General features: G+C 49.3%; 13 protein-coding genes and 1 other annotated feature. Of the genes, 10 read left to right on the forward strand and 3 right to left on the reverse strand.

The features are described from left to right. The first annotated feature begins 17 nt into the window (after positions 1–17). Complete coding sequence (locus ACFORK_RS15725; RefSeq protein ID WP_379200473.1) at positions 18–3,359, forward strand: GH36-type glycosyl hydrolase domain-containing protein; 3,342 nt, start codon at positions 18–20, stop codon at positions 3,357–3,359. Between the two features lie 158 nt (positions 3,360–3,517). Here ACFORK_RS15725 and ACFORK_RS15730 read toward each other — a convergent pair whose 3' ends face one another. Beyond that, the gene (locus ACFORK_RS15730) at positions 3,518–4,402 is read right to left on the reverse strand and encodes an AraC family transcriptional regulator (RefSeq protein ID WP_379200475.1); all 885 of its coding nucleotides are present in this window, start codon (positions 4,400–4,402) and stop codon (positions 3,518–3,520) included. A gap of 124 nt (positions 4,403–4,526) precedes the next feature. On the opposite strand from ACFORK_RS15730, the gene ACFORK_RS15735 reads away from it, so the two are divergent. The 6 genes from ACFORK_RS15735 to ACFORK_RS15760 all read left to right on the forward strand — a co-directional run bounded on the left by ACFORK_RS15735 (position 4,527) and on the right by ACFORK_RS15760 (position 12,089). Then, complete coding sequence (locus ACFORK_RS15735; RefSeq protein ID WP_379200478.1) at positions 4,527–5,015, forward strand: GNAT family N-acetyltransferase; 489 nt, start codon at positions 4,527–4,529, stop codon at positions 5,013–5,015. A gap of 400 nt (positions 5,016–5,415) precedes the next feature. Beyond that, positions 5,416–6,780: a cytochrome ubiquinol oxidase subunit I gene (locus tag ACFORK_RS15740; RefSeq protein ID WP_379200480.1), complete on the forward strand. Its 1,365-nt coding sequence runs from the start codon at positions 5,416–5,418 to the stop codon at positions 6,778–6,780. Further along, on the forward strand, positions 6,780–7,793 hold the full coding sequence (locus ACFORK_RS15745; RefSeq protein ID WP_379200482.1) for a cytochrome d ubiquinol oxidase subunit II: 1,014 nt from the start codon (positions 6,780–6,782) through the stop codon (positions 7,791–7,793). The genes ACFORK_RS15740 and ACFORK_RS15745 overlap by 1 nt, the downstream gene beginning before the upstream one ends. Before the next feature lie 15 nt (positions 7,794–7,808). Further along, positions 7,809–9,584 (forward strand): thiol reductant ABC exporter subunit CydD, encoded by a 1,776-nt coding sequence (cydD, locus tag ACFORK_RS15750; protein WP_379200485.1) that lies wholly within the window; start codon positions 7,809–7,811, stop codon positions 9,582–9,584. Further along, positions 9,581–11,308 (forward strand): thiol reductant ABC exporter subunit CydC, encoded by a 1,728-nt coding sequence (gene cydC / locus ACFORK_RS15755; RefSeq protein WP_379200487.1) that lies wholly within the window; start codon positions 9,581–9,583, stop codon positions 11,306–11,308. The genes cydD and cydC overlap by 4 nt, the downstream gene beginning before the upstream one ends. A gap of 52 nt (positions 11,309–11,360) precedes the next feature. After that, positions 11,361–12,089 carry a response regulator transcription factor gene (locus ACFORK_RS15760; protein ID WP_379200489.1) on the forward strand — a complete coding sequence of 243 codons (729 nt, stop codon included), beginning with the start codon at positions 11,361–11,363 and terminating at the stop codon, positions 12,087–12,089. Positions 12,090–12,488: 399 nt separating this feature from the next. Here the strand turns inward: ACFORK_RS15760 and ACFORK_RS15765 are convergent, their stop codons facing one another. Further along, entirely contained in the window at positions 12,489–14,357 is a 1,869-nt protein-coding gene (locus ACFORK_RS15765; RefSeq protein ID WP_379200492.1) for an arginine--tRNA ligase, read from the reverse strand. Positions 14,358–14,400: 43 nt separating this feature from the next. Further along, positions 14,401–14,626, reverse strand: a binding site (T-box leader). 601 nt (positions 14,627–15,227) lie between these two features. Between ACFORK_RS15765 and ACFORK_RS15770 the strand changes: the two genes are divergently transcribed. From ACFORK_RS15770 to ACFORK_RS15780, 3 genes are all read left to right on the forward strand, one after another. Continuing rightward, positions 15,228–15,353 (forward strand): hypothetical protein, encoded by a 126-nt coding sequence (locus tag ACFORK_RS15770; protein ID WP_379200625.1) that lies wholly within the window; start codon positions 15,228–15,230, stop codon positions 15,351–15,353. Further along, entirely contained in the window at positions 15,350–18,931 is a 3,582-nt protein-coding gene (locus tag ACFORK_RS15775; protein WP_379200613.1) for a hypothetical protein, read from the forward strand. Before ACFORK_RS15770 ends, ACFORK_RS15775 begins: the two co-directional genes overlap by 4 nt. A gap of 90 nt (positions 18,932–19,021) precedes the next feature. Then, the gene (locus ACFORK_RS15780; RefSeq protein ID WP_379200494.1) at positions 19,022–20,125 is read left to right on the forward strand and encodes a glycosyltransferase; all 1,104 of its coding nucleotides are present in this window, start codon (positions 19,022–19,024) and stop codon (positions 20,123–20,125) included. A 90-nt stretch (positions 20,126–20,215) separates the two neighbouring features. On the opposite strand, the gene ACFORK_RS15785 is transcribed toward ACFORK_RS15780, so the two are convergent. Continuing rightward, positions 20,216–23,584: a DEAD/DEAH box helicase gene (locus tag ACFORK_RS15785; protein WP_379200496.1), complete on the reverse strand. Its 3,369-nt coding sequence runs from the start codon at positions 23,582–23,584 to the stop codon at positions 20,216–20,218. Positions 23,585–23,697 lie beyond the last annotated feature (113 nt).

Below are 23,697 nucleotides of genomic sequence, written 5' to 3' on the forward strand. Positions count from 1 at the left end.
GATAGGAGTGATCAGGAATGACAACTAACAACACCAACATCTCCCTGAGTACTGGAGAACTGTCGTTTACTTTTCTGAATAGCGGGGATGTATTCAAAGCTTCATACGGACGGACGATGATCAACCAGCTTTTATCAAACTTGCTGGATGGCTCGCTGTCCAATCTCTACCTGCGTTTGCACAGTAACGAGGGTATTCAAGCTTTTCCACTGCTAGGCATCCGTTCTTCCAGCACGGTTCGTCAGGACGGCAACTGTGTAGTTTGGGAAGGCAAAGCCGGACATGTGGAATATCAAGTGGTCTTCACCCTGGGTTCGGACAGTATCTGGTTCTGGGATGTGAAGCTGACGGGCAGCGATGCTGATGTTGATCTGGTCTACGGCCAGGATGTCGGTATTGCTGATATCGGCGCGGTTCGCAGTAATGAAGCCTATTTGTCGCAATACATTGACCATGCAGTATTTGAAGATAGCACTAAGGGTTACGTCGTTTGCTCTAGACAAAACCAGCCGCAAGGCGGGAAATTCCCGTATTTACAGCAAGGTTCCCTGACTGGAGCAACTGGGTTCTCGACGGACGGGTTCCAATTCTTCGGCCTGTCTTACAAGGAGACGAACGAACCGGAATCTTTAAGCCGCGAGAAGCTGGCGAACGAAGTGTATCAATATGAGTTTGCCTATACGGCGCTGCAATCACCACGGGTGAAGCTGGACGGTAATGCCCGCTTTGTCTTCTACGGTTTGTTCAAGGAGAACCACCAGGATGCAGTAACTGGACTGGAATTCGCAGACGAGATCACTGCCGCATGGAACGCGGTAAAAGATGCCGAGGTCCAAGGCGGAGCAGTGGCTGAACGTCCTGCCTTAACGTCTGAGCTAGGGGCACCGCTGGCTGCTCTGTCGTTGACTACGGAAGAAATCAATGCCTTGTATCCGGTTCGTCATCAGGAAGAATGGGATGGGGATACGCTGTTGTCCTTCTTCACAGATACTTATGAGCATGTTGTCTTGAAGGAAAAAGAGCTGCTTGTAGAGCGTCCGCATGGTCACATTCTGATGAGTGGCGACAATGCCCGTCTCAACGATAAAGTCATTACTACTACTTCTTATATGTACGGGATTTTCAACTCCCAGGTCGTTATCGGCAATACGAATTTCAACAAACTGATGACCAATCCAAGAAATGCGCTGAATATTGCGAAAGTATCGGGTCAGCGGATTTATGTACAGATCGATGGACAGTACAGACTGTTGACAATGCCATCCCTGTTCGAGATTGGCTTCAACTATGCCCGTTGGCACTACAAGACCGAGAATGAGGTCTTCATTATTACGAACTATACGACAGCGAATGAGCCTGAGCTGTTGCTGAATGTTCGGGCAGAGAGCGGTAAAGCCTATCGTTATTTGGTAACAAACCAGATTACGATGAATGTCAACGAATATGAACTGGCTTACAAAGTGAAGCAGGAGAATGGCAGTATCATCTTCCAGGCAGACAGTGAATCGCTAAGCGCTGGCGTATATCCTGAGCTGCAGTACCGTTTCCAATTGCAAGGTGCTGAACTGACGCTGACCGATGAGTCCAAGCTGGTTACCGGAGTTGCCCCTGAGAAGGCACCACTAGCTGTGCTGGAACTGTCGTCTAGTGCGGAGTGGACTTTGAGCATTCAAGGTCTGCTTAACGGAGAAGCTCTTCCTGAACGCCATACGACAGTGGAAGCGGAGATTGCTTCCTATCGTGAATTCTATACCGGAGTTATGAACGGGTTCCATTTGAGTAACAAGAACGGTGAAGAAGGCGATCTGTTCAAGGTAAACGCTCTGGCCTGGTGGTATACGCATAATATGCTAGTTCACTATTCTGTACCACATGGTCTGGAGCAGTACGGCGGCGCGGCATGGGGAACACGTGACGTCTGCCAAGGACCGGTTGAATACTTCATGGCTACGCATAAGTATGAACAGGTTCGTGAGATCATCCTGACCATCTTCGCTCACCAATATGAGGATGATGGCAACTGGCCACAATGGTTCATGTTCGATAAGTACACGAAGATTCAACAGGAAGAGAGCCATGGCGACATTATCGTTTGGCCGCTCAAAGTACTGGGCGATTACCTGGCGGTAACTCGTGATTATGGAATCCTGCAGGAGCAGCTGCCATACACTCGTAAGCACAGCTTCGACTTCACAGAGGAGACCGCAAGCCTGCTGGATCATGCCCGTAAGGAGATCGGCTATATCCAAAGTCATTTCCTGCATGATACTCATCTATCCTCCTACGGAGACGGGGACTGGGATGATACATTGCAGCCTGCGAACCCGCAGCTCAAGCAATATATGGTGAGCAGTTGGACGGTTGCCTTGACCTATCAGACGCTCAGCCGCTTCTCCAAAGTGCTGGAGACTGTTGAGCCTGAAACAGCACAGGAGCTTGGCAAACTGGCAGAAGGCATCCGTGAGGATTTCAACACGCATATGCTGCAATCCGAAGTTATCCCTGGCTTCCTCTACATGGAAGACCCGGAACAAGTGAAGCTGATGGTACATCCAAGCGATACCGAGACAGGTATTCAATATCGTCTCTTGCCGATGACACGCAGCATGATCAGTGAGCTGCTGACGCCTGAACAGGCTGAAGCCCACTATGCAGTGATTCAAGATAAATTGTTCTGTCCTGACGGTGTGCGGTTGATGAACCGTCCGGCTCAATATGTCGGCGGCGTTAGCAAGCATTTCAAACGTGCAGAGCAGGCTTCGAATTTCGGCCGCGAAATCGGACTTCAGTATGTGCATGCACATATCCGCTATGTGGAAGCAATGGCCAAGCTGGGCAAGAATGATCAGGTCTGGAGTGGACTGGCTGCCATCAACCCGATCGGTATCCGTGATGTAGTGCCGAATGCTGAATTGCGCCAAGCGAACTCTTACTTCAGTAGTTCGGACGGTAAATTCAATACTCGTTACGAAGCGCAAGAAGGCTTTGGCAAGCTGCGTACCGGTGATGTTCAGGTAAAAGGCGGCTGGAGAATCTATTCTAGCGGTCCTGGGATCTATATGAACCAGCTTATCTCCAACGCACTTGGTATCCGCCAAGAGGGCGGAGATCTGATCCTCGATCCGGTTCTGCCGGACTCGCTTGACGGTCTGAAGTTAGCTTTTGAATTCGCTGGAGCGAAGGTGGACTTTATCTATCATCTGACGGGTGGAGAAATCACGCGCGTTACTGTGAATGGTAATGATGTTGCTACCAAAGACAACCACAACCGCTACCGCAGCGGAGGTGTTCGCATCGAGCGTAAAGACTATGACCAGTTCAGCAAAGCTGAGGGCAATGTCGTAGAGATTTACCTGTAAGAAAGAGCGTTCTATAACTGTAAAAGAGGCGATTCCTGGCTGACCAGCCGGAATTGCCTCTTTTTTTCTTCATCAAGCTATTCTTCCAATCATTGATTTGCTAGAGAATCTGACTGGATCATGTTCTTGCCGCTGAAGCCGGGGGATGTTGTTGTAGCTCAAATTGAATTTCTATATTCTTTTGGAGTAACTCCTTGGTTTCTTTTAAAAGATTGTATGAAGTGGTTAACGTGATTAAAACCAACACGGGTAGCTATGTCAGTAATAGTTAAGTTCGTTGATTTTAGCAGGTCTAAACTACGTTTAATACGGTATTCAATCAGATAATTATACGGGGTTGTATGAACCACTTTACGAAAACATCTATTACATTCTGCAAGGCTAATGTTTGCGGCTTTTGCGATATCCGCTAAATTAATATTATTGGAGAAATTTTGGTGGATATAAGATATTAATAATTGGATACGTTCTTGCTGTTGTATCAGAGTTTTATTATGCAATTTATCCTTTTGCAAAATAACGTTACTTATTAGCTTAAACCATATACAAGTTAACAAGTTTGAAACTTCATACTCCCAACCGAAATATCGTGCCTCATTATGGATTCGTTTTAAATTCCGCAAAACATTTAAAATATCTGCTTGCCAACCCACATTTTTGCTTAGTACAACCGTTGGAAATACGAATGAGTTTGTATATGGCTGAACATAGTTATATTCCATACGACTATCAGAAAAAAAGCAAAGGAGTTTTTCGGGAAAGTTAAAGCTTACATATTCTCCATCGTCAGAAATATCCGTAGTTACGTGAAGCAAACCTTTGTTAATAAAAATCGCATCTCCTGAACAGAGTGTGTAGTTATTGCCGTTTATTTGGATGGTTATCCGTCCACTTGTGACTAAAGTAAACTGTAATTCTTCGTGCCAATGAAGATCATTAAATCCCCTCCCATGAGGAATGCACTTAAATCGAGTAACTGTATACATTTCGAACGGGAATAGATTATCTTGATATCGATTGTTTTCATGTAATTCTTTATTCATGGCTACTCCTCGAAAATGATTAAATATCTATATAAAAAGATGAGATATTTGAAGTTAATTAATGTTCTGCGTTGTTATTATTATATTGTAAGTTTTAAGATATACCAAAATAAAGGAGCACAAAATGAACATTACTTTCCAATCTTATAAGAAGGATGACATTGGGTTAATGGTCGATATCTGGAATGATATTTTAGTAGACGGTGTTGCTTTTCCTGGCGAAGATCTTTATACAGAGTCAGAATTTGAGGATATGCTGAAGGATCAGTCTGGCGTTACATGTATTCTAGTAGATGATAAATTAGCTGGTTATTATACTTTGCATCCGAATAATATAGGTAGATGCAGCCATATTGCTAATGCCAGCTATGCGATCTCAGAAGAGTACCGTGGTAAGAAATTAGCTGAACCGCTGGTGAAAAAATCAGTTGAACAAGCAAGAGAATTAGGTTTTAGCGGAATGCAATTTAATGCGGTTGTTGCGGGAAACATCGGGGCAATTCACACATATCAGAAGGTAGGATTTCAGACTATAGGCACAATTCCCAAAGGTTTTCGCCTAAAAGACGGTGTTTTGTCGGATATGTATATCATGTTCCTTCCATTTAATTAATAAAAATAATCCCCCGTAAGAAAGACACTTGGATCGAGTGACTTCTTGCGGGGGATTTGCTTTATTCAGAAGTCTTACCAGTACAATAGGCAACAATCAATAGCTCGTTTGGTTTATTTCTATGATATTCACGTAGTTGTCAGAAAGAGTTGATCCTTTCTTGAACGTTTAAAGACGAAGTCGTGACCGCAATTGAATTGATTCAAGTCGAAGATATAATAATTTTAAATATCAGGATTCGTAATAATACATTAAGCTTTTTGTCTAACTTGTGAAAAAAATCTCTTTTAGCTCATAACGAGTAGCATAAGAGGTTTATGAATAAAACAAAACGGAGACGCTGAGTAGAGTAATTCTGGTATTTAATATCTCAATAGAGTTAGAAGGGAGGCATTAGCGTATGGGAGTAGATACGGTACTCTGGAGCAAACTGGTGACAGGGATGACCCTGGGATTCCATGCTATTTTCGCAACACTTGGCGTAGGTATACCGCTAATGATTGCCATTGCTGAGTTCATTGGTATCCGCAAGCAAGATCCTCACTATACACTGATGGCCAAGAGGTGGTCACGAGGATTTATTATTTCCGTAGCAGTAGGTGTCGTGACAGGCACCGCGATTTCATTACAACTAGCGTTAGTATGGCCGAATTTTATGAAAATGGCGGGGAATGTCATCGCACTCCCGTTATTTTTAGAGGTGTTCGCTTTCTTTTTTGAGGCTATCTTTCTAGGAATCTACTTGTATACATGGGATCGCTTCAAAAACCCGTATATTCATTGTTTACTGACAATCCCAATTGTCTTGGGGGCGGGCATGTCCGCTGTGTTTATCACAACAGTAAACGGATTCATGAATCAGCCCCAAGGCTTTGTAATGAATGCCGGCCAATTCACAGCTGTCAATCCGATACAAGCCATGTTGAACGCTGCAACATTTTCTAAGGTTTCTCATGTATTAAGTTCAGCTTATTTGACAGGAGCTGCTCTCTTAGCGGGAATTGCTGCTTTTACGATGCTGAGAAAAGGTGTAACGGACTACCATCGAAAAGCCTTGAAACTTATGATGTGGGTTGTTTTGCTGTTCAGCTTGTTCAATACATTAGCAGGAGATATCTCGGCTAAATTTTTGGCAGAGCATCAACCGGAAAAGCTGGCTGCCGGGGAATGGCATTTCAAAACTGAAAAGGGCGCAGATTTGATTTTATTAGGTTTCCTTAACGCTGAGCATGAAGTCATAGGTGCACTTCATCTCCCCAAATTCCTTAGCTTCCTGGCTTTTGGCGACTTTAATGCGACGGTTACAGGTCTTGATCAATTCCCGGAAGCGGAATGGCCTCCGTTGCTCATTCATTACTTCTTTGATTCCATGGCCGGAATCGGATTTGCGCTATTGGGTATTTCCCTGCTTTATTTTTTCTTTGCATTCTTGAAAAAACGTCATGAGTTCAACAAGTGGCTGCTTCGAATAGTTGCACTGGGTGCACCGCTCGCTTTTATGGGCGTCGAGTTAGGTTGGTTTTATGCCGAGATGGGGCGGCAGCCCTGGATCATCCGGGGATATATGCGCGTAGATGAAGCAGCGACCTCTTCGCCGAGTGTGAGGATTTTATTTTTCTTCTTCTTGCTTCTTTACATCGTACTAGGGACCATGTGTGTTGTTGTGTTAAGACGCTTGTTTAACAATAATCCGGCAGAAGTCGAGATGGAGAAGTGGGCCAAGACTAAGCGTAATCCGACTACTGAAGAAGGGGAGCACGCGTAATGAATTATGAATTGATTGGGATCTCGGTGCTCTGGCTGTTCTTGTATGGCTATTTAATAGTAGCTTCTATTGATTTTGGAGCAGGATTCTTTGCTTTCTATGCTCGCCTGACCAAGCAGGACCACTTAATTAATCGTCTGATTTCACGTTATTTATCCCCTGTCTGGGAGATTACGAATGTCTTCTTTGTCTTTTTCTATATAGGCATTGTTGGTTTTTTCCCTGATACTGCCTACTACTATGGTTCTGCGTTGCTTGTTCCGGGAAGCATTGCTGTGATTCTGCTTGCGATTCGCGGGTCGTTCTATGCTTTTGAGAATTACGGGGCCAAAAGCAGCATCGTATATTTGTTTCTATATGGAGCTTCCGGTTTGCTTATTCCAGCATCCTTATCGGTAGCGCTCACCTTATCTGAGGGTGGATTTATAGTAAAAGAGCAGGGTAGCGTTGTGCTTGATTACTGGGCGTTGTTTACAAGCCCGTTATCCTGGAGCATTGTTGGGCTAGCTATTACATCTGTGCTGTTCATCAGCGGATCATTTCTAGCTTTTTACGCTTCTCGCGCAGAGGATCATAGTGCATTGAAGCTGCTGCGGAGCTACGCGCTGTTTTGGAGTACGCCAACCATTATTGTTGCACTGACTGCTTTTATTTACCTTGGTCAGCACAATGAGCGTCATTTTCAGAACATGATGGATTTATGGTGGCTACTGGCGATTTCCGTTGGATTCTTTATGACGGCAATGTGGCTGCTGTACAATGGGCGCCGCTACGGTTTGGCTTTTATATGTGTCATGCTGCAATTCTTCTGCGCTTTCTTTGCGTACGGGATTGGGCAGTACCCTTATATCATTGATCCTTACATTACGATCCAGAATAGTGCCACTTCGCCGTCTATGGCCATTGCCTTAATTATTGCCTTTGTCGGAGGGCTATGTCTGCTGATCCCTTCACTTATTCTAGTGTTCAGGCTTTTTCTCTTTGATGCGGATTATGTAAAGGGAAAACATTAAAGGAGGGGAAGGAACGTGAAGGGGAAAACAAGTCTGATCTCTAAACAAATGTCTATGCAAAGGAATCGCCTCGCTATCCTCGCCGTTCTCTCTCTGGGGCTCGGCGTAGCTATTGTAGGCCAGGCTGCGCTGCTAGCGAATGCAGTTCAGCGGATCTTTGTGCAAGGGGAAGCACTTTCGTCAGTTGTTGCTCTGCTGGGAGCACTGCTGGCTGTTATGGCTGTACGGAGTCTATTATCCTATGGAAACGGAAGGATTGGCTTGAACATGGCTGCTAGCGCGAAAAGAAATATGCGGGCAGCGCTCTTGCAGAATATGGTTCAGTCTTCCATTCCTTCTGCCATTCGTGGACAAGCAGGGGAAAAGGTAAGTATTGCACTGGATGCCGTGGATGAGGCTGACAGCTATTTCAGTCAATATATGCCTCGTATGATCGAGGTTTCTATGATTCCAGTGCTTATTTTAATAGTTGTTTTTACCCAGCATGCGAATTCTGGTTTTATCATGCTGTGCACAGCGCCCTTTATCCCTCTATTCATGATTCTGGCCGGACTAAAGACCAAGAATAAATCTGAAGAGAAGTATGCTCAGCTCGCTGAGTTCTCAGGTACGTTTCTCAACGCGGTTCGAGGACTGGTGACGTTGAAAATATTCGGGCAGGCCCAGCGCCAGCAGGAAGAAATTGAACGCAGCAGTATGGGGTACCGGGATGCAACGATGAGTATTCTGAGAATTGCGTTTACGAACACATTTATGCTGGAGACCGTCGTGATGTTAAGCATTGGGATTGTCGCTCTGGAGTTGGCTATTCAATTGCTCATTTTTAAATCGATTACTTTTCATACAGCCTTCTTGATCCTTCTGCTTGTTCCTGAATACTATAGTCTTTTCAAAAATACAGGAACAGCCTTTCATAGTGGCCGTACAAGCATGGGAGCGATCCGGAAGGTTGAACAGATGATGGTTGCAACGGATGGGGAAAGTCAGGGACTGAAAGAAGAAAAGGAAGGAACAAGGAATGCCGAATTCCAGTTGGATGTCATTAGCATGCCTCCATCCATCAGGCTGGATAACATTACATTCCGTTATCTTCCCGAGTCGTTTGAACTTCACATACCATCTGTAACGATTGAACAAGGAGAGAACGTGGCGATTGTGGGCAAAAGCGGCTCAGGTAAAACGACCCTACTTCATCTCATTGCCGGCTTGCTCAGACCAGATTCTGGAGAGATTCTGGTGAGCGGTAATCTGATTTCACAATTCACTGAAACCGAATGGTTCGAACGAATCAGCTATATTACGCAACATCCGTATATTTTTGCCGGCACGCTCGCTGAGAATATTGCCATTGGTACTAGCCGGAATGTCTCCAGAGCAGAAATCGAGCAGGCCGCGTCGGAGGCTGGACTTGCTGGTCTCGCCGCCCAGTTGGAGCATGGCTATGATACCTTGGTTGGTGAAGGCGGGAGAGGACTGTCCGGAGGCGAACAGCAGCGTCTGGCTCTGGCCCGTGCCTTTCTGAAGCGACCGTCTCTGATCTTATTCGATGAACCAACGGTTGGTTTGGATCTGTACACAGAGCGTATTCTGCAGAAGTCCTTAAATACACTGTCCCAAAGGGCGACAATGATTACGGTGGCGCATCGGCTGTATACCATACAGCATGCTGACAACATTCTATTTATGGATAATGGCGTATTAGTAGATTCGGGTGTGCATAACGAGCTTCTGCAGCGTCTACCTCAGTATGCCGAGATGATCAATGTTCAAAGAGAAGGGGGATTGGCATGAACGACCTAGCTATTCTATCCAAAGCGATGATACAGGAGCGGAAAGATATTGTTCTTGCCATTTTAGGTGGATTTATTGCCGGCATTGCCGGAGTGTTTCTTTTTTCCACAAGCGGTTATCTGATCTCCCAGACTGTATTTATGCCGCCCCTGTATACCTTGATTGTATTGACATCGTTGGTCAAAATGCTTGGTTTGCTCCGTGCGGGGAGCCGTTATGGAGAGCGGCTGTATTCCCATCGCGCGACATTCTCTATGCTAAGTCGGTTACGAACCACCTTTTTTGCAAAGCTCATTCCCTTAACACCAGGTGTATTGAATAAAAAGCGCAGTGGGGATCTGCTTGCCCAGATCGTGGGGGATGTGGAGAGCCTACAATTTTATTTTTTACGCGTCGCCTATCCGCCGGTCATTGTCGTGATGGTTTTTTTGGCAACGGTTCTGTTTACATCGGTATTCTCTATCTGGATTGCAGCGTTATTCGTGCTTGGGATGCTTGTTATCGCCTTTGTTGTTCCTGCCATCGTCCTGATTGGCCAGCGAAAAATAATTGGCCGTGTTCGTGAACAACGAGCAGCACTTTCAACAGAGTTTACCGAAGTCCTGTATGGTTTTCGTGAATTAAAAGTATATGGTCAATTAAAACAGCGGGAAGAGCAGCTTGGGCATCTCTCAGCAGATTTAGCGGCCGAGCAGCGGCGAGAAGCAGGTCATTTGCTCCTTGGACAATCCCTGCATACCTTTGTTACATTTTTAATTTCCTGGGGGGTACTGGCGCTTGGTGCTTGGCTGATCACGGCTGGACAACTTGCCGGAGTCTTTCTTGCCATGCTAGTCATGGCTTCACTAACAGTATTTGAAGAAGCTGCGGCAATGGCTACATTGCCTGCATACAAGCAGGATAGTGAACATGCTGCCAATAGGCTTACAGAAACAGTCAAAGCTGCTAATGAGGTACCTTCGCCATCAGGCGGTCTGCTGTCCGTTCATCAAGGAGTCTCGGTTAAGCTATCCGATGTGGCGTTTCAATATGAAGGGGAGTGGCGTCCTGCATTAAAGAACATTTCGCTGGAACTTCCTCCGGGCTCCAAAACGGCAATTGTCGGGCCGAGCGGCTCAGGAAAATCAACGATCATTGATCTGCTGCTGAAGCTGCGTACACCAACCGAAGGGCAAATCCAAATCAATGATGTGTTGCTCAAGGATCTGAACGAAACTAGCATTTGGGCAGCGGCGAATGTGGTTTTACAACATAATCATTTTTTTCGGGGAACCATTAGAGACAATCTGCTGCTCCAAGGCGAAGCGTATTCTGATGAAGTGTTGACTGCGATTCTGTGCAAGGCAGAACTTCCAAATAAATCGTTGACGGATGTGGTATACGAGAATGGTGAGAACTTGTCCGACGGTGAGAAACAGCGTTTGGCTCTAGCACGAGCAATGCTTCGGAAAGGAAAGCTATGGGTACTGGATGAGCCTACTTCATCTCTGGATTATGTGACAGAACAACGTGTTTTCGGTCATATTTACGAACAAGCGGCTGAAGATACACTTCTGTTGATTTGTCATCGACTTATCGGTCTGGACAAAATGGATCAAATCATAGTGATGGATCAGGGGAAGATTGTAGAGAGCGGTTCCTACTCAGAGTTGATGGAGCAAAAAGGTTACTTCTATGAGATGAAGGGAATTGAGCGGCAGATGGTTGGAGAAGATCGGGCATAAAGTTTCGCTGTGTCGATCAAGAGATTCGGAGGTGAACGACCTGACTCATTTTTTGAATAAAAGAATTCTGTTAATAGACGGAGATAGTCGGGTGCGGACATTACTGAGAAACTATCTCGAGAAAGAGAGCTTCATTGTAGATGAGGCTGCTAGCGGTGTTCAAGCTATTCGAAAATGTTTTGTGCATGGAAATTTCGATTTGATCGTGCTAGACTACGAGCTGCCAGATATAAGCGGGCTGGAAATCTGCAGATACGTTAAGCATAGTGGGGACGTTCCTGTTGTTATTTTGTCTGAACGCTCCGATGAAGGAGACCGGATCGAGGGATTTCGGGCGGGCGCTGATGATTATGTCGTCAAGCCGTTTAGTCCAAGAGAGGTTCTATTACGTATCCAAAGTATTGTTGCTCGCATGACTGGAACCTGCATTTCTCATGTTAATGATTCATCAAGCAGTGAAATTCTGTTTGCGGGAATTAAGATTCAGCCCAGTGCTCGCCGTATACGGGTACAAGGAAATGAAATTCACTTGACGCGCAAGGAGTACGATCTGCTGTATCTTCTAGTTACCAATCCGGAAAAAGTGTTCTCTAGAGAAGAATTGCTGAGAGAAGTATGGAGGTCGTCGGCGAAGGAAATATACGATAGGCGCACAGTCGATACCCATATCAAGCGATTACGTGAAAAGCTGACCCTCCATTACCCGGAAGGAAATGAGTTCATTCAAACCTTATGGGGACACGGTTACAGGTTCCGCAGTCCAGAGCAATCTTTGTCTTGAGTAGCTTCAAGCCTAGATGTTATTCCTAGAGTGTAATTAACGGCAATTTTGTACCTTAAACTCTCTACAACTCAGGCTTAGTGGGAATTAAGTGCAATATTGTACCTTAAATCTTCCAGAATACCCCGTTCAGGGTGCTTTTGCGAAAAATAAGATACAATAATGCCCTTATTTTCTTCTTTTGCCTATATTCAAGAAAAATAAGGTACAAAAATGCGCTTAATTGGGAGGTAGAACATTCTTCACTGTTAACAACGCCGGATCTTCTGTTTGAATCTTAATTTCGCTTAATATAGAATAGTAAGTTAAAAAAGTCTCTGTGGTCGCGTTATACTAACGCTCCAGAGACTTTTTTAGGTTATTGCTGGCTGCCTGTTCAATTTCTAACCTTTGAACCTTCTACATCCGGTTTGGCGCGGGAAGACCCAATACGTTCAGCGCATCGCCCAGCGTGGCCTGGAACTTGCCAGTCAGCCAGACCCGGAATCTTATGCTGTCTTCTTCTCCCTTCAGAATCGGACACTGTGAATAGAAGTTATTAAACAGCGTAGCCAAGGTATGTGCGTAGGTACAGATCAGGTTCGGCGCCAGCTCCTGTGCAGCCTCATGCAGCGTATCTGTCCAGGCACTGAGATGTCTCAGCAAGGCAAGCTCTGCCGCTTCTGGTGTACTTGGGAATGGAGCCGCTGCATTCACTGTAATTCCTGCCGCTTCGGCTTTACCAAGTACACTGCCTGCCCGTGCGAAGGTGTACATCAGGTAGACGCCAGTATTGCCGGAGATTTCAGTAGCCTGCCGGAAGTCGAAGACAATCTCTGTCCCAAGATTGAAGCGCAGCAGGTAGTACCGAATGGCGGCATGAGCAATGATACGGCTAGATAGACCGCTTTTATCGGAACGGCTCTCTTCGATAGTCTCTTCCATTAAGGAAATCAGATTAGCGACCTTCACGCCGATCCCCTGGCGCCCCGACATGGCATAGGAGTTTTTGCCATCAGAGATATCAATTCCAAGCTCGGCAGCGGAAGCAGGGCTTAGTGAGACTACACCGTAGCTTACATGGTAGAGCTTCTCCGCTTGTTCGGGATAGCCAAGCACCTGCAGGGCCTGCTTCACCATCAGTTGCGGGTATTCCTGGCGATGGTCAATCACATTGATGACAGCATCCGCCTGCCCATAAGGCATGGACTGTCCGGTTAGTCCGGTAGTCCACAGTCCAGCAGCAAATTCGCTATAAGCAAAATCTTTGTCCAGTAATCCGAATTTCCACAGATGATAGGCGATATCTTTGGCAGTGTAGGTCAAAATCCCGTTGGAGCGAACCAGCACTTTATCCTGGTGGTATTCACCATTCTCCGTACCTTCTTCTGCTGTCTCTCCAGTGCCTTGTTTCAGCACCCAACAGCCGGCAAGCTTTCCTTCCGTTTCTTGAACAAAAGCTGAAGTCTGCGACAGTCGGTCGAACGCAGCCGCCCAGAAACCCTCTCTGACAATGCTGCTCTCCCAGACGAGCAGATCATAGTCAATTCCGAAGCCTTTCATCTCTTCTACATGCTCCCGCACGATCCGCTCGGCCACGAGATTGCCCAGCCAGGCGGTGTTTCCGCGGCCTTCTTCCAAGGCATGCAGGGTTTCGGACCGTTTCTCCACCATCCCAGGCTCAAGAGCATACGCCTTGTTTATTTGGGAATAAATATCCCAGCAGTAATCCCCGAAGCGAACATACTCCCCCTCCAGCGGAATGTTTTGTAGTCCCACAACCGTATCGGCGAGCTGATTACCAAGATCATCTACGTAGTTGTGCACTTCGACCTGTTTTCCTGTTCTTCTCAGTACGCGAACCAAGGTATCCCCGATACAGGAGTTGCGGAGATGGCCAATATGAGCAGCCTTATTGGGATTGATGGAGGTATGCTCTACAACAATTTTTTCATTCGAGAGCTCGGGAAGCACAAAAGAGTGTTGTGCCCAAGTCGGCCAGTGAATATACAAATTAACAAAACCCGGCGCTGCGACGGCAACTTCACGAATCAAGCCAGAACAGGCACCTTGCTGTTCAAAGGTATCCTTTATCAACCCGGCAATAATCATCGGCGCTTTGCGCAAGGTCTTGGCGAGCTGCAGTGCAATGCTGCTGGCATAATCACCATGCTCAAGGCTGGCAGGCTGTTCAATGGGGATAGGGCCTCCGGTATAAGGTACACCGAGTGTTAGGCAGACTTCCCGCACACTTTGTTCCAGACTATCTCTAATGTGTTGACTTAACATAAATACATCCTCCTTATAAATAAAAAAACAGCCCCCGTCTCTATAAAGAGACGAGGGCTGTAAGCGCTCGCGGTACCACTCCTTGTTGCCGAACTATTAAGTTCAGCCACTCGTATTAGGGTAACGGCCTTCTGCCGGGATTTCCTACTGCTTCGGTTCAGAAATCCATCTCACGGGTGCGCTTCAATATGGGGGCCGCACCGGCTTTCACTCTCCCGGCTCGCTGAGGGCTGACTTCCCATAACTACTCTCCCGATCATCGATTGTCATATCAATTATCAATTTTTCTTAGTATACCCAAAATTGCCAAGAAAGCAATAGTTAAACCCATTCTTCTACCAATCAGTATTGAAAATTAAATTTGAACTATCTTTACGAGAGGGTTATGGAAGTCTACACCGTGCGGGGTTTCAAAGAATATTACTATTTAAGGCACTAAGTTATTCATGCAGTGAAAATGATAGTGTCGTAGTTTCCAAATCTATAAAAAAGGAGATGGAGAAATGAGCTTTTGGTCGACAGGACCGATAGAGAATGCTGTGTCGCCTGTGAGCGGGATTAGACCCACTCAGCATGTTATCGTCAAAATCGATAACCGTAGTTCCAGCACGGTTTCTTCGGTCGGGATTCAAGGGTTCTATCTGAATGGTGTAAGAACAGAGTATGTCGATGAATTGTTGTCTGTTGCACCTAATCAGGTAATTACCAGAGAATATTTTGCGGATTTTGACGGCTTCGAATTCCTTTTCGAGACCCCAATCAGCCCTTGTGACGACGATCCTATTCAAATTTCGGTCTGGGGTATAGATGCTCAAGGTCAATTGGTAACTGCACATCGCCTCGTCTCCGCTGAGCTGTTAGGTGAACTGTGTGGCATCACTGGCGCAACAGGTGCACCAGGTGCAACTGGCTCGACAGGAGCTACAGGAGCAACTGGTCAGACTGGAGCGAGAGGAGCTACGGGTGCCACCGGGGCAACTGGAGCAACCGGGGTGACAGGAAATACTGGAGTACCGGGAACACCAGGAGTGACAGGTGCAACTGGGGCAACGGGAGCAACGGGAGCGACTGGAGTGACAGGTGCCACTGGAGCAACGGGTGGAACAGGAGCAACTGGGGCAACGGGAGCCACTGGAGCGACAGGAGATTCTGGTGAAACTGGAGCCACCGGAGCTACCGGAGCTACCGGAGCGACAGGTGACACTGGAGCAACGGGTGGAACAGGAGCAACTGGATCAACTGGAGCGACGGGAGACACTGGAGCAACAGGAGCAACGGGTGCAACAGGAGACACTGGAGCAACTGGGGAAACGGGAGCAGCTGGAGCAACGGGAGCCACTGGAGCAACGGGAGCAACAGGGGCAACAGGAGACACTGGTGCAACGGGAGCGACAGGAGCAACGGGAGACACTGGTGCAACGGGTGCCACCGGAGCGACAGGAGACACTGGAGCAACAGGAGACACTGGAGCAACAGGAGCAACAGGAGCAACGGGAGCAACGGGTGAAACTGGAGCAACGGGAGCAACAGGAGCAACAGGAGCAACAGGAGCAACGGGAGCAACGGGAGCAACAGGAGCAACAGGAGCAACAGGAGCAACTGGAGCAACAGGAGCAACGGGAGCAACAGGAGCAACGGGAGCAACAGGGGCAACAGGAGACACTGGTGCAACGGGTTCCACCGGAGCAACAGGAGACACTGGTGCAACGGGAGCAACAGGAGCAACGGGTGAAACTGGAGCAACGGGGGCAACAGGAGACACTGGAGCAACTGGGGCAACGGGAGCGACAGGAGCGACAGGAGACACTGGAGCGACAGGAGACACAGGAGCCACCGGAGCGACAGGAGACACTGGAGCAACAGGAGCGACAGGAGACACTGGAGCAACAGGAGCAACGGGAGACACTGGAGCAACAGGAGCCACTGGAGCAACGGGTGAAACTGGTGCAACGGGAGCAACAGGAGCAACAGGAGCAACGGGTGAAACTGGAGCAACGGGAGCAACTGGAGCAACGGGTGAAACTGGAGCAACAGGAGCAACGGGAGCAACAGGGGCAACAGGAGACACTGGTGCAACGGGAGCCACTGGAGCGACAGGAGATTCTGGTGAAACTGGAGCCACCGGAGCAACAGGTGCCACTGGAGCAACGGGTGGAACAGGAGCAACTGGGGCAACGGGAGCCACTGGAGCGACAGGAGATTCTGGTGAAACTGGAGCAACGGGTGGAACAGGAGCAACTGGGGCAACTGGTGCAACGGGAGCGACAGGTGACACTGGAGCGACAGGAGCGACAGGAGCCACAGGAGCCACCGGAGCCACCGGAGCCACCGGAGCGACAGGAGACACAGGAGCAACGGGTGAAACAGGAGCGACAGGAGCGACAGGAGACACTGGAGCAACAGGAGCAACGGGAGACACTGGAGCAACAGGAGCAACGGGAGACACTGGAGCAACAGGAGCAACGGGAGACACTGGTGCAACAGGAGACACTGGAGCGACCGGAGTGACAGGTGCCACTGGAGCAACGGGTGAAACTGGTGCAACGGGAGCAACAGGAGCAACGGGAGCAACAGGGGCAACAGGTGCCACTGGAGCAACGGGTGAAACTGGTGCAACGGGTGCGACAGGAGCCACGGGAGCAACGGGAGACACTGGAGAAACAGGAGCAACAGGAGCAACAGGAGCAACAGGAGCAACAGGAGCAACGGGAGCAACAGGGGCAACAGGTGCCACTGGAGCAACGGGTGAAACTGGAGCCACTGGTGCAACGGGAGCAACTGGAGCAACGGGTGAAACTGGAGCAACGGGAGCAACAGGAGCAACGGGAGCAACGGGAGCAACAGGAGCAACGGGAGCAACAGGGGCAACAGGAGACACTGGTGCAACGGGAGCAACAGGAGCAACGGGAGACACTGGTGCAACGGGTGCCACCGGAGCAACAGGTGACACTGGTGCAACGGGAGCGACAGGAGACACAGGAGCCACCGGAGCGACAGGAGCAACAGGAGACACTGGAGCAACAGGAGCAACGGGAGACACTGGTGCAACAGGAGACACTGGAGCGACCGGAGTGACAGGTGCCACGGGAGCAACGGGTGAAACTGGTGCAACGGGTGCGACAGGAGCAACTGGAGCCACCGGAGTCACTGGAGCAACGGGAGCGACGGGCGCCACTGGAGCAACAGGAGCCACTGGAGCTACGGGTGCAACAGGAGCCACTGGAGCAACGGGAGCAACGGGAGTGACAGGAGCCACCGGAGCAACAGGAGCAACTGGGGCAACGGGAGCGACAGGTGACACTGGAGCGACAGGAGCCACCGGAGCAACAGGAACGACTGGAACAACAGGAGCCACTGGAGCTACGGGTGTAACAGGAGCCACTGGGGCAACAGGAGCAACGGGAGCGACAGGAGCCACCGGAGCCACCGGAGCCACCGGAGCGACAGGAGCGACAGGAGCGACTGGAACAACAGGAGCCACTGGGGCAACAGGAGCAACGGGAGCGACAGGAGCCACCGGAGCCACCGGAGCGACAGGAGCCACCGGAGCGACAGGAGCCACCGGAGCAACAGGAGCAACAGGAGCCACCGGAGCAACAGGAGCAACAGGAGCCACTGGAACAACTGGAGCAACGGGAGCCACCGGAGCCACTGGGGCAACAGGAGTCACCGGAGCGACAGGAGCGACTGGAACAACAGGAGCCACCGGAGCGACAGGAGCCACCGGAGCAACGGGTGCAACGGGAGCAACAGGAGCGACGGGAACCACTGGGGCGACAGGAGCCACCGGAGCAACAGGAGCGACTGGAACAACTGGAGCAACAGGAGCCACTGGGGCAACCGGAGCGACAGGTGCAACAGGATCGGCAGGAGCCACAGGAGCCACCGGAGCCACCGGAGCCACGGGAGCCGCCGGAGGTACCGGAGCAACCGGAGCCACCGGAGTAACGGGAGCCACCGGAAGTACCGGAGCAACAGGAGCCACTGGAGGTACCGGAGCAACGGGAGCCGCCGGAGGTACCGGAGCAACAGGAGCCACAGGAACCGCCGGTTCAGGTGCCATCATTCCTTATGCTTCGGGACTTCCAGTTTCGTTGACTACAGTACTGGGTGGTGTACTGAATACATCCAGCTTGATCGGTTTTGGCACGAGCTCCATAGGTCTGAATATTACCGGCTCAGCAATTAACATTACCGGTGGTCCAGGGCTTTTGGTCAACGAAGCATTCTCTGTTCCACGTGCCGGTACCATCACCTCAATAGCTGCTTATTTCAGTACGACAACTGCACTCAGCTTGGTAGGTACAACGATTACCATTACAGCTGAATTGTACCGTTCGATAGCACCTAATAACACTTTCACAGCAATAGCAGGGTCGATTGTAACGCTGACTCCTACACTTACAGGTACTCTGGCGTTGGGTACAACCAGCAGTGGAACCGCTACTGGTTTATCCATTCCGGTCACCCCTGGGGAGCGGTTGATTCTGGTCTTCAGCGCTAATGTAACGGCTGGTACTGATGTAGCGACTACGATTGCCGGCTATGCCAGTGGCGGGATCGCCATCAGCTAAGGTATATCCGTAGGTTTCAAATAAGCAAGGGCTTGTTACAAGCCCCTGCTTATTTTTATCCCTGTGTTGCATTCAAGGAAGGAGATATCCATGATTTCAATCAGTCTGTGCATGATCGTGCGTAATGAGGAAAAAGGACTCGCCCGCTGTCTTTCAACGGTTAAGGAAATCGTCGATGAAATTATTATTGTAGATACAGGTTCCACCGACAAGACCAAGGAAGTCGCTAGAAGCTTCGGTGCCAAAATTTATGATTTTGAATGGATCGATCACTTTGCTGCTGCTAGAAACTATGCCTTCAAGCAGGCGACGCAAGAATATATTCTCTGGCTGGATGCCGATGATACCATTGCCGAGAAGGATCAGACTCTTTTTAAAGAGTTAAAAAAGACGTTGTCCCCCCATATTCATAGTGTAACCATGCCCTATCATCTGGCGTTTGACCATGACGGAAATGTGACCTCGAGCTTGCGGCGTAACCGGCTGGTTAGACGGGATCGCAACTTTCAGTGGTACGGCCCGGTGCACGAGTATTTGGAGGTAGGCGGCAATATTATTCACGGCGAGGTGGCGATTACTCATCAAAAAGATAAACAGTATACAGACCGCAATCTGCGCATTTATCGCAAAAGAGTAGAGCAGGGGGAACAATTCTCCCCTCGCGACTTGTACTATTACGCTAACGAGCTTCGCGATCATGCCTTGTACCAGGAAGCTGTGGAGTACTATGGGAAGTTCCTGGGCGCAGGTGAGGGTTGGGTTGAGGATAATATTCAGGCCTGCCTCAAGCTGGCTGGTTGTTATGGGCAATTGGGCGACACGGAAAAAGAGTTCCAGGCTCTCTGCAAAACCTTGCAGTATGACGCTCCCCGTGCGGAATTCTGCTGCCGGATCGGTGCATTTTTCCTGGAAAAATCGCAGCACAATGAAGCTATTTATTGGTATCAGCAGGCGCTGAACCTGCCAGAACAGAAAGAGAATATGGGTTCCACCAACCGTGCCTATTCAACCTGGCTGCCGCATTTGCAACTCTGCCTGTGCTATGACCGGATAGGGGAACATCTGCAAGCGAATGAACATAATGAACAGGCTCTAAAATACGCACCTTCTCATCCGAGCATGCTGTATAACCGAAATTATTTTCAGAAACTTCTGGGTCCTGCCTACAAGAAGGAAGCAGGGACTAGAAAATAATATAACAATCCCCCATGGGGTCATCGCCGTGGGGGGATTGTCATTTCTCTGTTTTTTCTCAGGCAAGCCTTCTTGTTAAAGTTGGTTGTATCAAATCCGCAGAATCTCCCGGATATCTTGTTCTGTCAGGGCGGACAAGCTCTCATGTCCTGGCTGAATGACTTCATCGATCAAGTTCTTCTTCTTTTGCTGCAATTCATACATCTTGTCTTCCACCGTACCTTGGGCGACGAGTCGGATCACCTGCACGACATTCTTCTGCCCGATGCGGTGAGCGCGGTCGGCGGCCTGCTGTTCTACAGCAGGGTTCCACCAAAGATCGTAGAGGATGACGGTATCCGCTCCCGTCAAGTTCAGTCCAGTGCCGCCTGCTTTTAATGAGATCAGGAACAGATCCCCTTCCCCTTCGTTGAAGCGTTGGCATAGCTGGGTCCGCTGGGCAGGCGGCGTTTGACCATCGAGATAGAAATAGGGAACACCCTGCACGCCAAGCTCCCGTCCAATCAGGTCCAGCATACTTGTGAACTGTGAGAAGACCAGCATCCGTTTGCCGGAGCTGCGGCATTCAGCGATAATCTCAAGCAATTGCTCGAATTTACCAGAGCCTCCTTGATAGCCCTCGATAAATAGAGAAGGGTGGCAGCAGAGCTGACGTAGCCGGGTCAGTCCGGCCAGGATTTTGATCCGGTGCTCTCCAAACCCGCCGAAGCCGTCGCTGTCCAGGTGCTTAAGTGCTTCTTTTTGCAGTCGGGCAAGGTAAGCTACATACAGCTTCTTCTGGTCCGGTAGCAGCTCGGAGGCTTGTACAGACTCAATTTTGTCAGGCAGTTCCTTCAGCACATCACGCTTCAGGCGACGCAGCAGAAATGGCCTAGCCCGTTTAGCAACCGCTGCTCTCGGCAAATCATGAAAAGTCTTCTTATTCTCAGGAAATAGTCCAGGAAAGACAGCACTGAAGATAGACCATAAATCTTCTAGCGCATTCTCTACAGGTGTTCCTGTCAAAGCAAAGCGATAACGTGCCTGTAGACTTCTAACCGCTCGGGCCGTTTGAGTGACTTCATTCTTGATGACTTGTGCCTCGTCGAGAATCAGTGTATGAAAGGATATTCCGTTATATAGCTTCACATCCCTACGCAGCAGCGGGTAAGAGGTGATGATCACATCAGCTTCGGCAGTGTTCTTGAGCGTTCGGCTTCGTTCTGTCAGGTTGCCATCTGCGATGACCGCTTTTATCTCCGGAGCAAATTTCTTCAACTCGTTATGCCAGTTGTAGAGCAGTGAGGCAGGGGCGACGATCAACGCTGGCCGTCCTCCGTCCCTGATGTCCGGCAGCTCGGAGAGCAGGAAGGTGATGCTTTGCAGTGTTTTACCTAGCCCCATATCATCGGCCAGAATGCCGCCGAAGCGGTAATGGGCCAGTGTCTTGAGCCACTGGAACCCGAGCTGCTGATAATCTCTCAGCACAGGAAATAGGCTGTCCGGTACAGGGAAATCCAGATTGTCTGGATTTTGCAGATTGGCGAGCAGCTTGCGGAAGCTTTTATCGAGCTTGACTGCATCTCCTTTATGATCGGTGGAACCGAGATGCAGCCCCCGGATAAGGGGCAATGAGAAGGCTTTGCCTTGAATCTCCCCGGTCTTGATCCCCACTTCATTCATAAAAGTGATCATTTCCTGAAGCTCCTCGGTGTCCAGTGGCAGCAAGGCTCCATCTGGAAGACGGTAATATCGACGCTTCTCTTGAAGTGCCTTCAGAAGGGCGGCAATCTCCTCTTCGGGAATGCCACCCATATCGAACTTGAAATCCAGCCAGTCCGTTTTTTCATTCCAGCTGACGTTGACCTTGGGAGGAGGATTGCCTGTAAGTAGCCTCTCTTTAACAGCGGTGGTCGCGTAGACTTCCAGCAGATCCTCCAGAAGTGGAACCGTATGGTACAGAAAATCGAATTCGTCATCCTCGTTACTCATGAGGAAGCTGCTTTCCGTTCTGACGAAGGCGGCGTTCTCCATCAGCTCCATTATTCGGGCTTCCCGTTCGCCGTCTCGCATAAGGATGAGATCTGTACCGCGGCTTCGGTGTTCTTCCAGCGGATTCAGGACGATATCCCCGTACTGAAACTCCAGTCCCGCAAGCAGCCGGTCCCTGATTCGGTCCAGATAGAGCCGGGCTTTTAACGGGCTGTGAAGGATCCGGTCCGAGATGGACTCGGCGACCGTAACCGTGCCCAGCTTCACGAGACCGGGAATCACCTTGTCCATGAACGATTCAATCTGCGTTGGCGTAATACCCAGGCTGCTTTGGCTAGAGGTGCCTAGCATCCGCTTGATCCCGGCGAGCCGCCCGCATTCTTGGGATGGTAGTTCCAGCAGTTGGCCTGCGGACAGCACCAAATCGTAATTTTCCAATACCGTGATGTTGTCCAGGCCCTGAACCTCCAGGCGGTAGCCGCCGCTCTTCGCCTGATCCAGCTGAAACACTAGCGGGAGTGTTCCCTGCGAGATATTCACGCCTTCGTATAGGTGATCACCTTGCTGGAGGTGGACCGAAGGCGCTGTTGCCAGTAGGGGTTGCAGTTCCTTCCAGAAATAAGGTGGGATAGGAAGTAACCGCTCCCGCTCTCCGCTGGCTCTATTTCCATATTGTGAGTTGATCCCCAGGCTATCACGGTAGACTTTTTCACTCTGTATGATCTGGAGGAGCTTTTGGATAATCTCATTGTCCTTCTGAAGAAAGCTGTACTGCGAGGGACTATAAACAAAATGCCGCGAGAATTCAAAGTTCTCCCCACGATGAATGGCTTCCAGGAAGGTTCTGATCTTCTGTACAATATATAGACGTTTAGGCCCTATCTTCAGCTCAATGCCAAGCATTTCAGTGCTGCCGTAGCCAGAGGTCATAGGTCTCACTGTCCACTCCACAACTAGCGTATCTCTCGTATCCACATAGGTCCCTGCGCCTGAGGGACGGGGACGTGGGCGCGAATTTCCGAACATGCCCAGCATACTGTCCACCAGTTGGCTGTCTTGCGCAGGACTTCCAGAGGAATGGCGGAGGTTGCGCGGTGTCAGCCTGCCGTCTTCCCTGTACGACAGCGCGTGCTGGTGCAGGATTGAGTTCTCTGAACGCTGATCCGAATGATCGGCATGCGCCAGCTCATGGATGTGAATCAGCACGGCAGCGATATGCTTGCAGTAAGGCCCGCCGTGTGAATAGGCCGGACAGCTGCACTCTGCCCGAACGTCTCCATCGCTGTCCACGGCAGCTTTGACGTCATAGCTGGGGTGTCCTTGAACGATGGCTTCATATTCTGTCCGGCTGACGATTCCACCGCGCTCCTCTTGTTGTTCTTCCCAGGTTAATTGAACCTTGTTGCTATGGAAGAGGATGGCTCCTTCTTCTAGAACGGCTTTGCCACACAGCAGCTTGATTACCCGCTCCGGTACACTGTATCCCATGCTGTTATTCCTTTCTTCTACGCATCAGTCTGTTCACGCTCCGTATAAATCTAGTCCTATATTAACAGAACAAGCGTACGCCTTCAAAATAATAAAGGATACAAACCATGTTC

Source organism: Paenibacillus sp. GCM10012306 (assembly GCF_042649265.1).
In the GTDB taxonomy this organism is placed as follows: Bacteria; Bacillota; Bacilli; order Paenibacillales; family Paenibacillaceae; genus Paenibacillus_AQ.

Bases quoted from the DNA above. Each gene is read 5' to 3' on its own strand.
- ACFORK_RS15725 (WP_379200473.1), top strand. From the start codon at position 18: ATGACAACTAACAACACCAACATCTCCCTGAGTACTGGAGAACTGTCG.
- ACFORK_RS15730 (WP_379200475.1), bottom strand. From the start codon at position 4,402: ATGAATAAAGAATTACATGAAAACAATCGATATCAAGATAATCTATTC.
- ACFORK_RS15735 (WP_379200478.1), top strand. From the start codon at position 4,527: ATGAACATTACTTTCCAATCTTATAAGAAGGATGACATTGGGTTAATG.
- ACFORK_RS15740 (WP_379200480.1), top strand. From the start codon at position 5,416: ATGGGAGTAGATACGGTACTCTGGAGCAAACTGGTGACAGGGATGACC.
- ACFORK_RS15745 (WP_379200482.1), top strand. From the start codon at position 6,780: ATGAATTATGAATTGATTGGGATCTCGGTGCTCTGGCTGTTCTTGTAT.
- cydC (WP_379200487.1), top strand. From the start codon at position 9,581: ATGAACGACCTAGCTATTCTATCCAAAGCGATGATACAGGAGCGGAAA.
- ACFORK_RS15765 (WP_379200492.1), bottom strand. From the start codon at position 14,357: ATGTTAAGTCAACACATTAGAGATAGTCTGGAACAAAGTGTGCGGGAA.
- ACFORK_RS15780 (WP_379200494.1), top strand. From the start codon at position 19,022: ATGATTTCAATCAGTCTGTGCATGATCGTGCGTAATGAGGAAAAAGGA.
- ACFORK_RS15785 (WP_379200496.1), bottom strand. From the start codon at position 23,584: ATGGGATACAGTGTACCGGAGCGGGTAATCAAGCTGCTGTGTGGCAAA.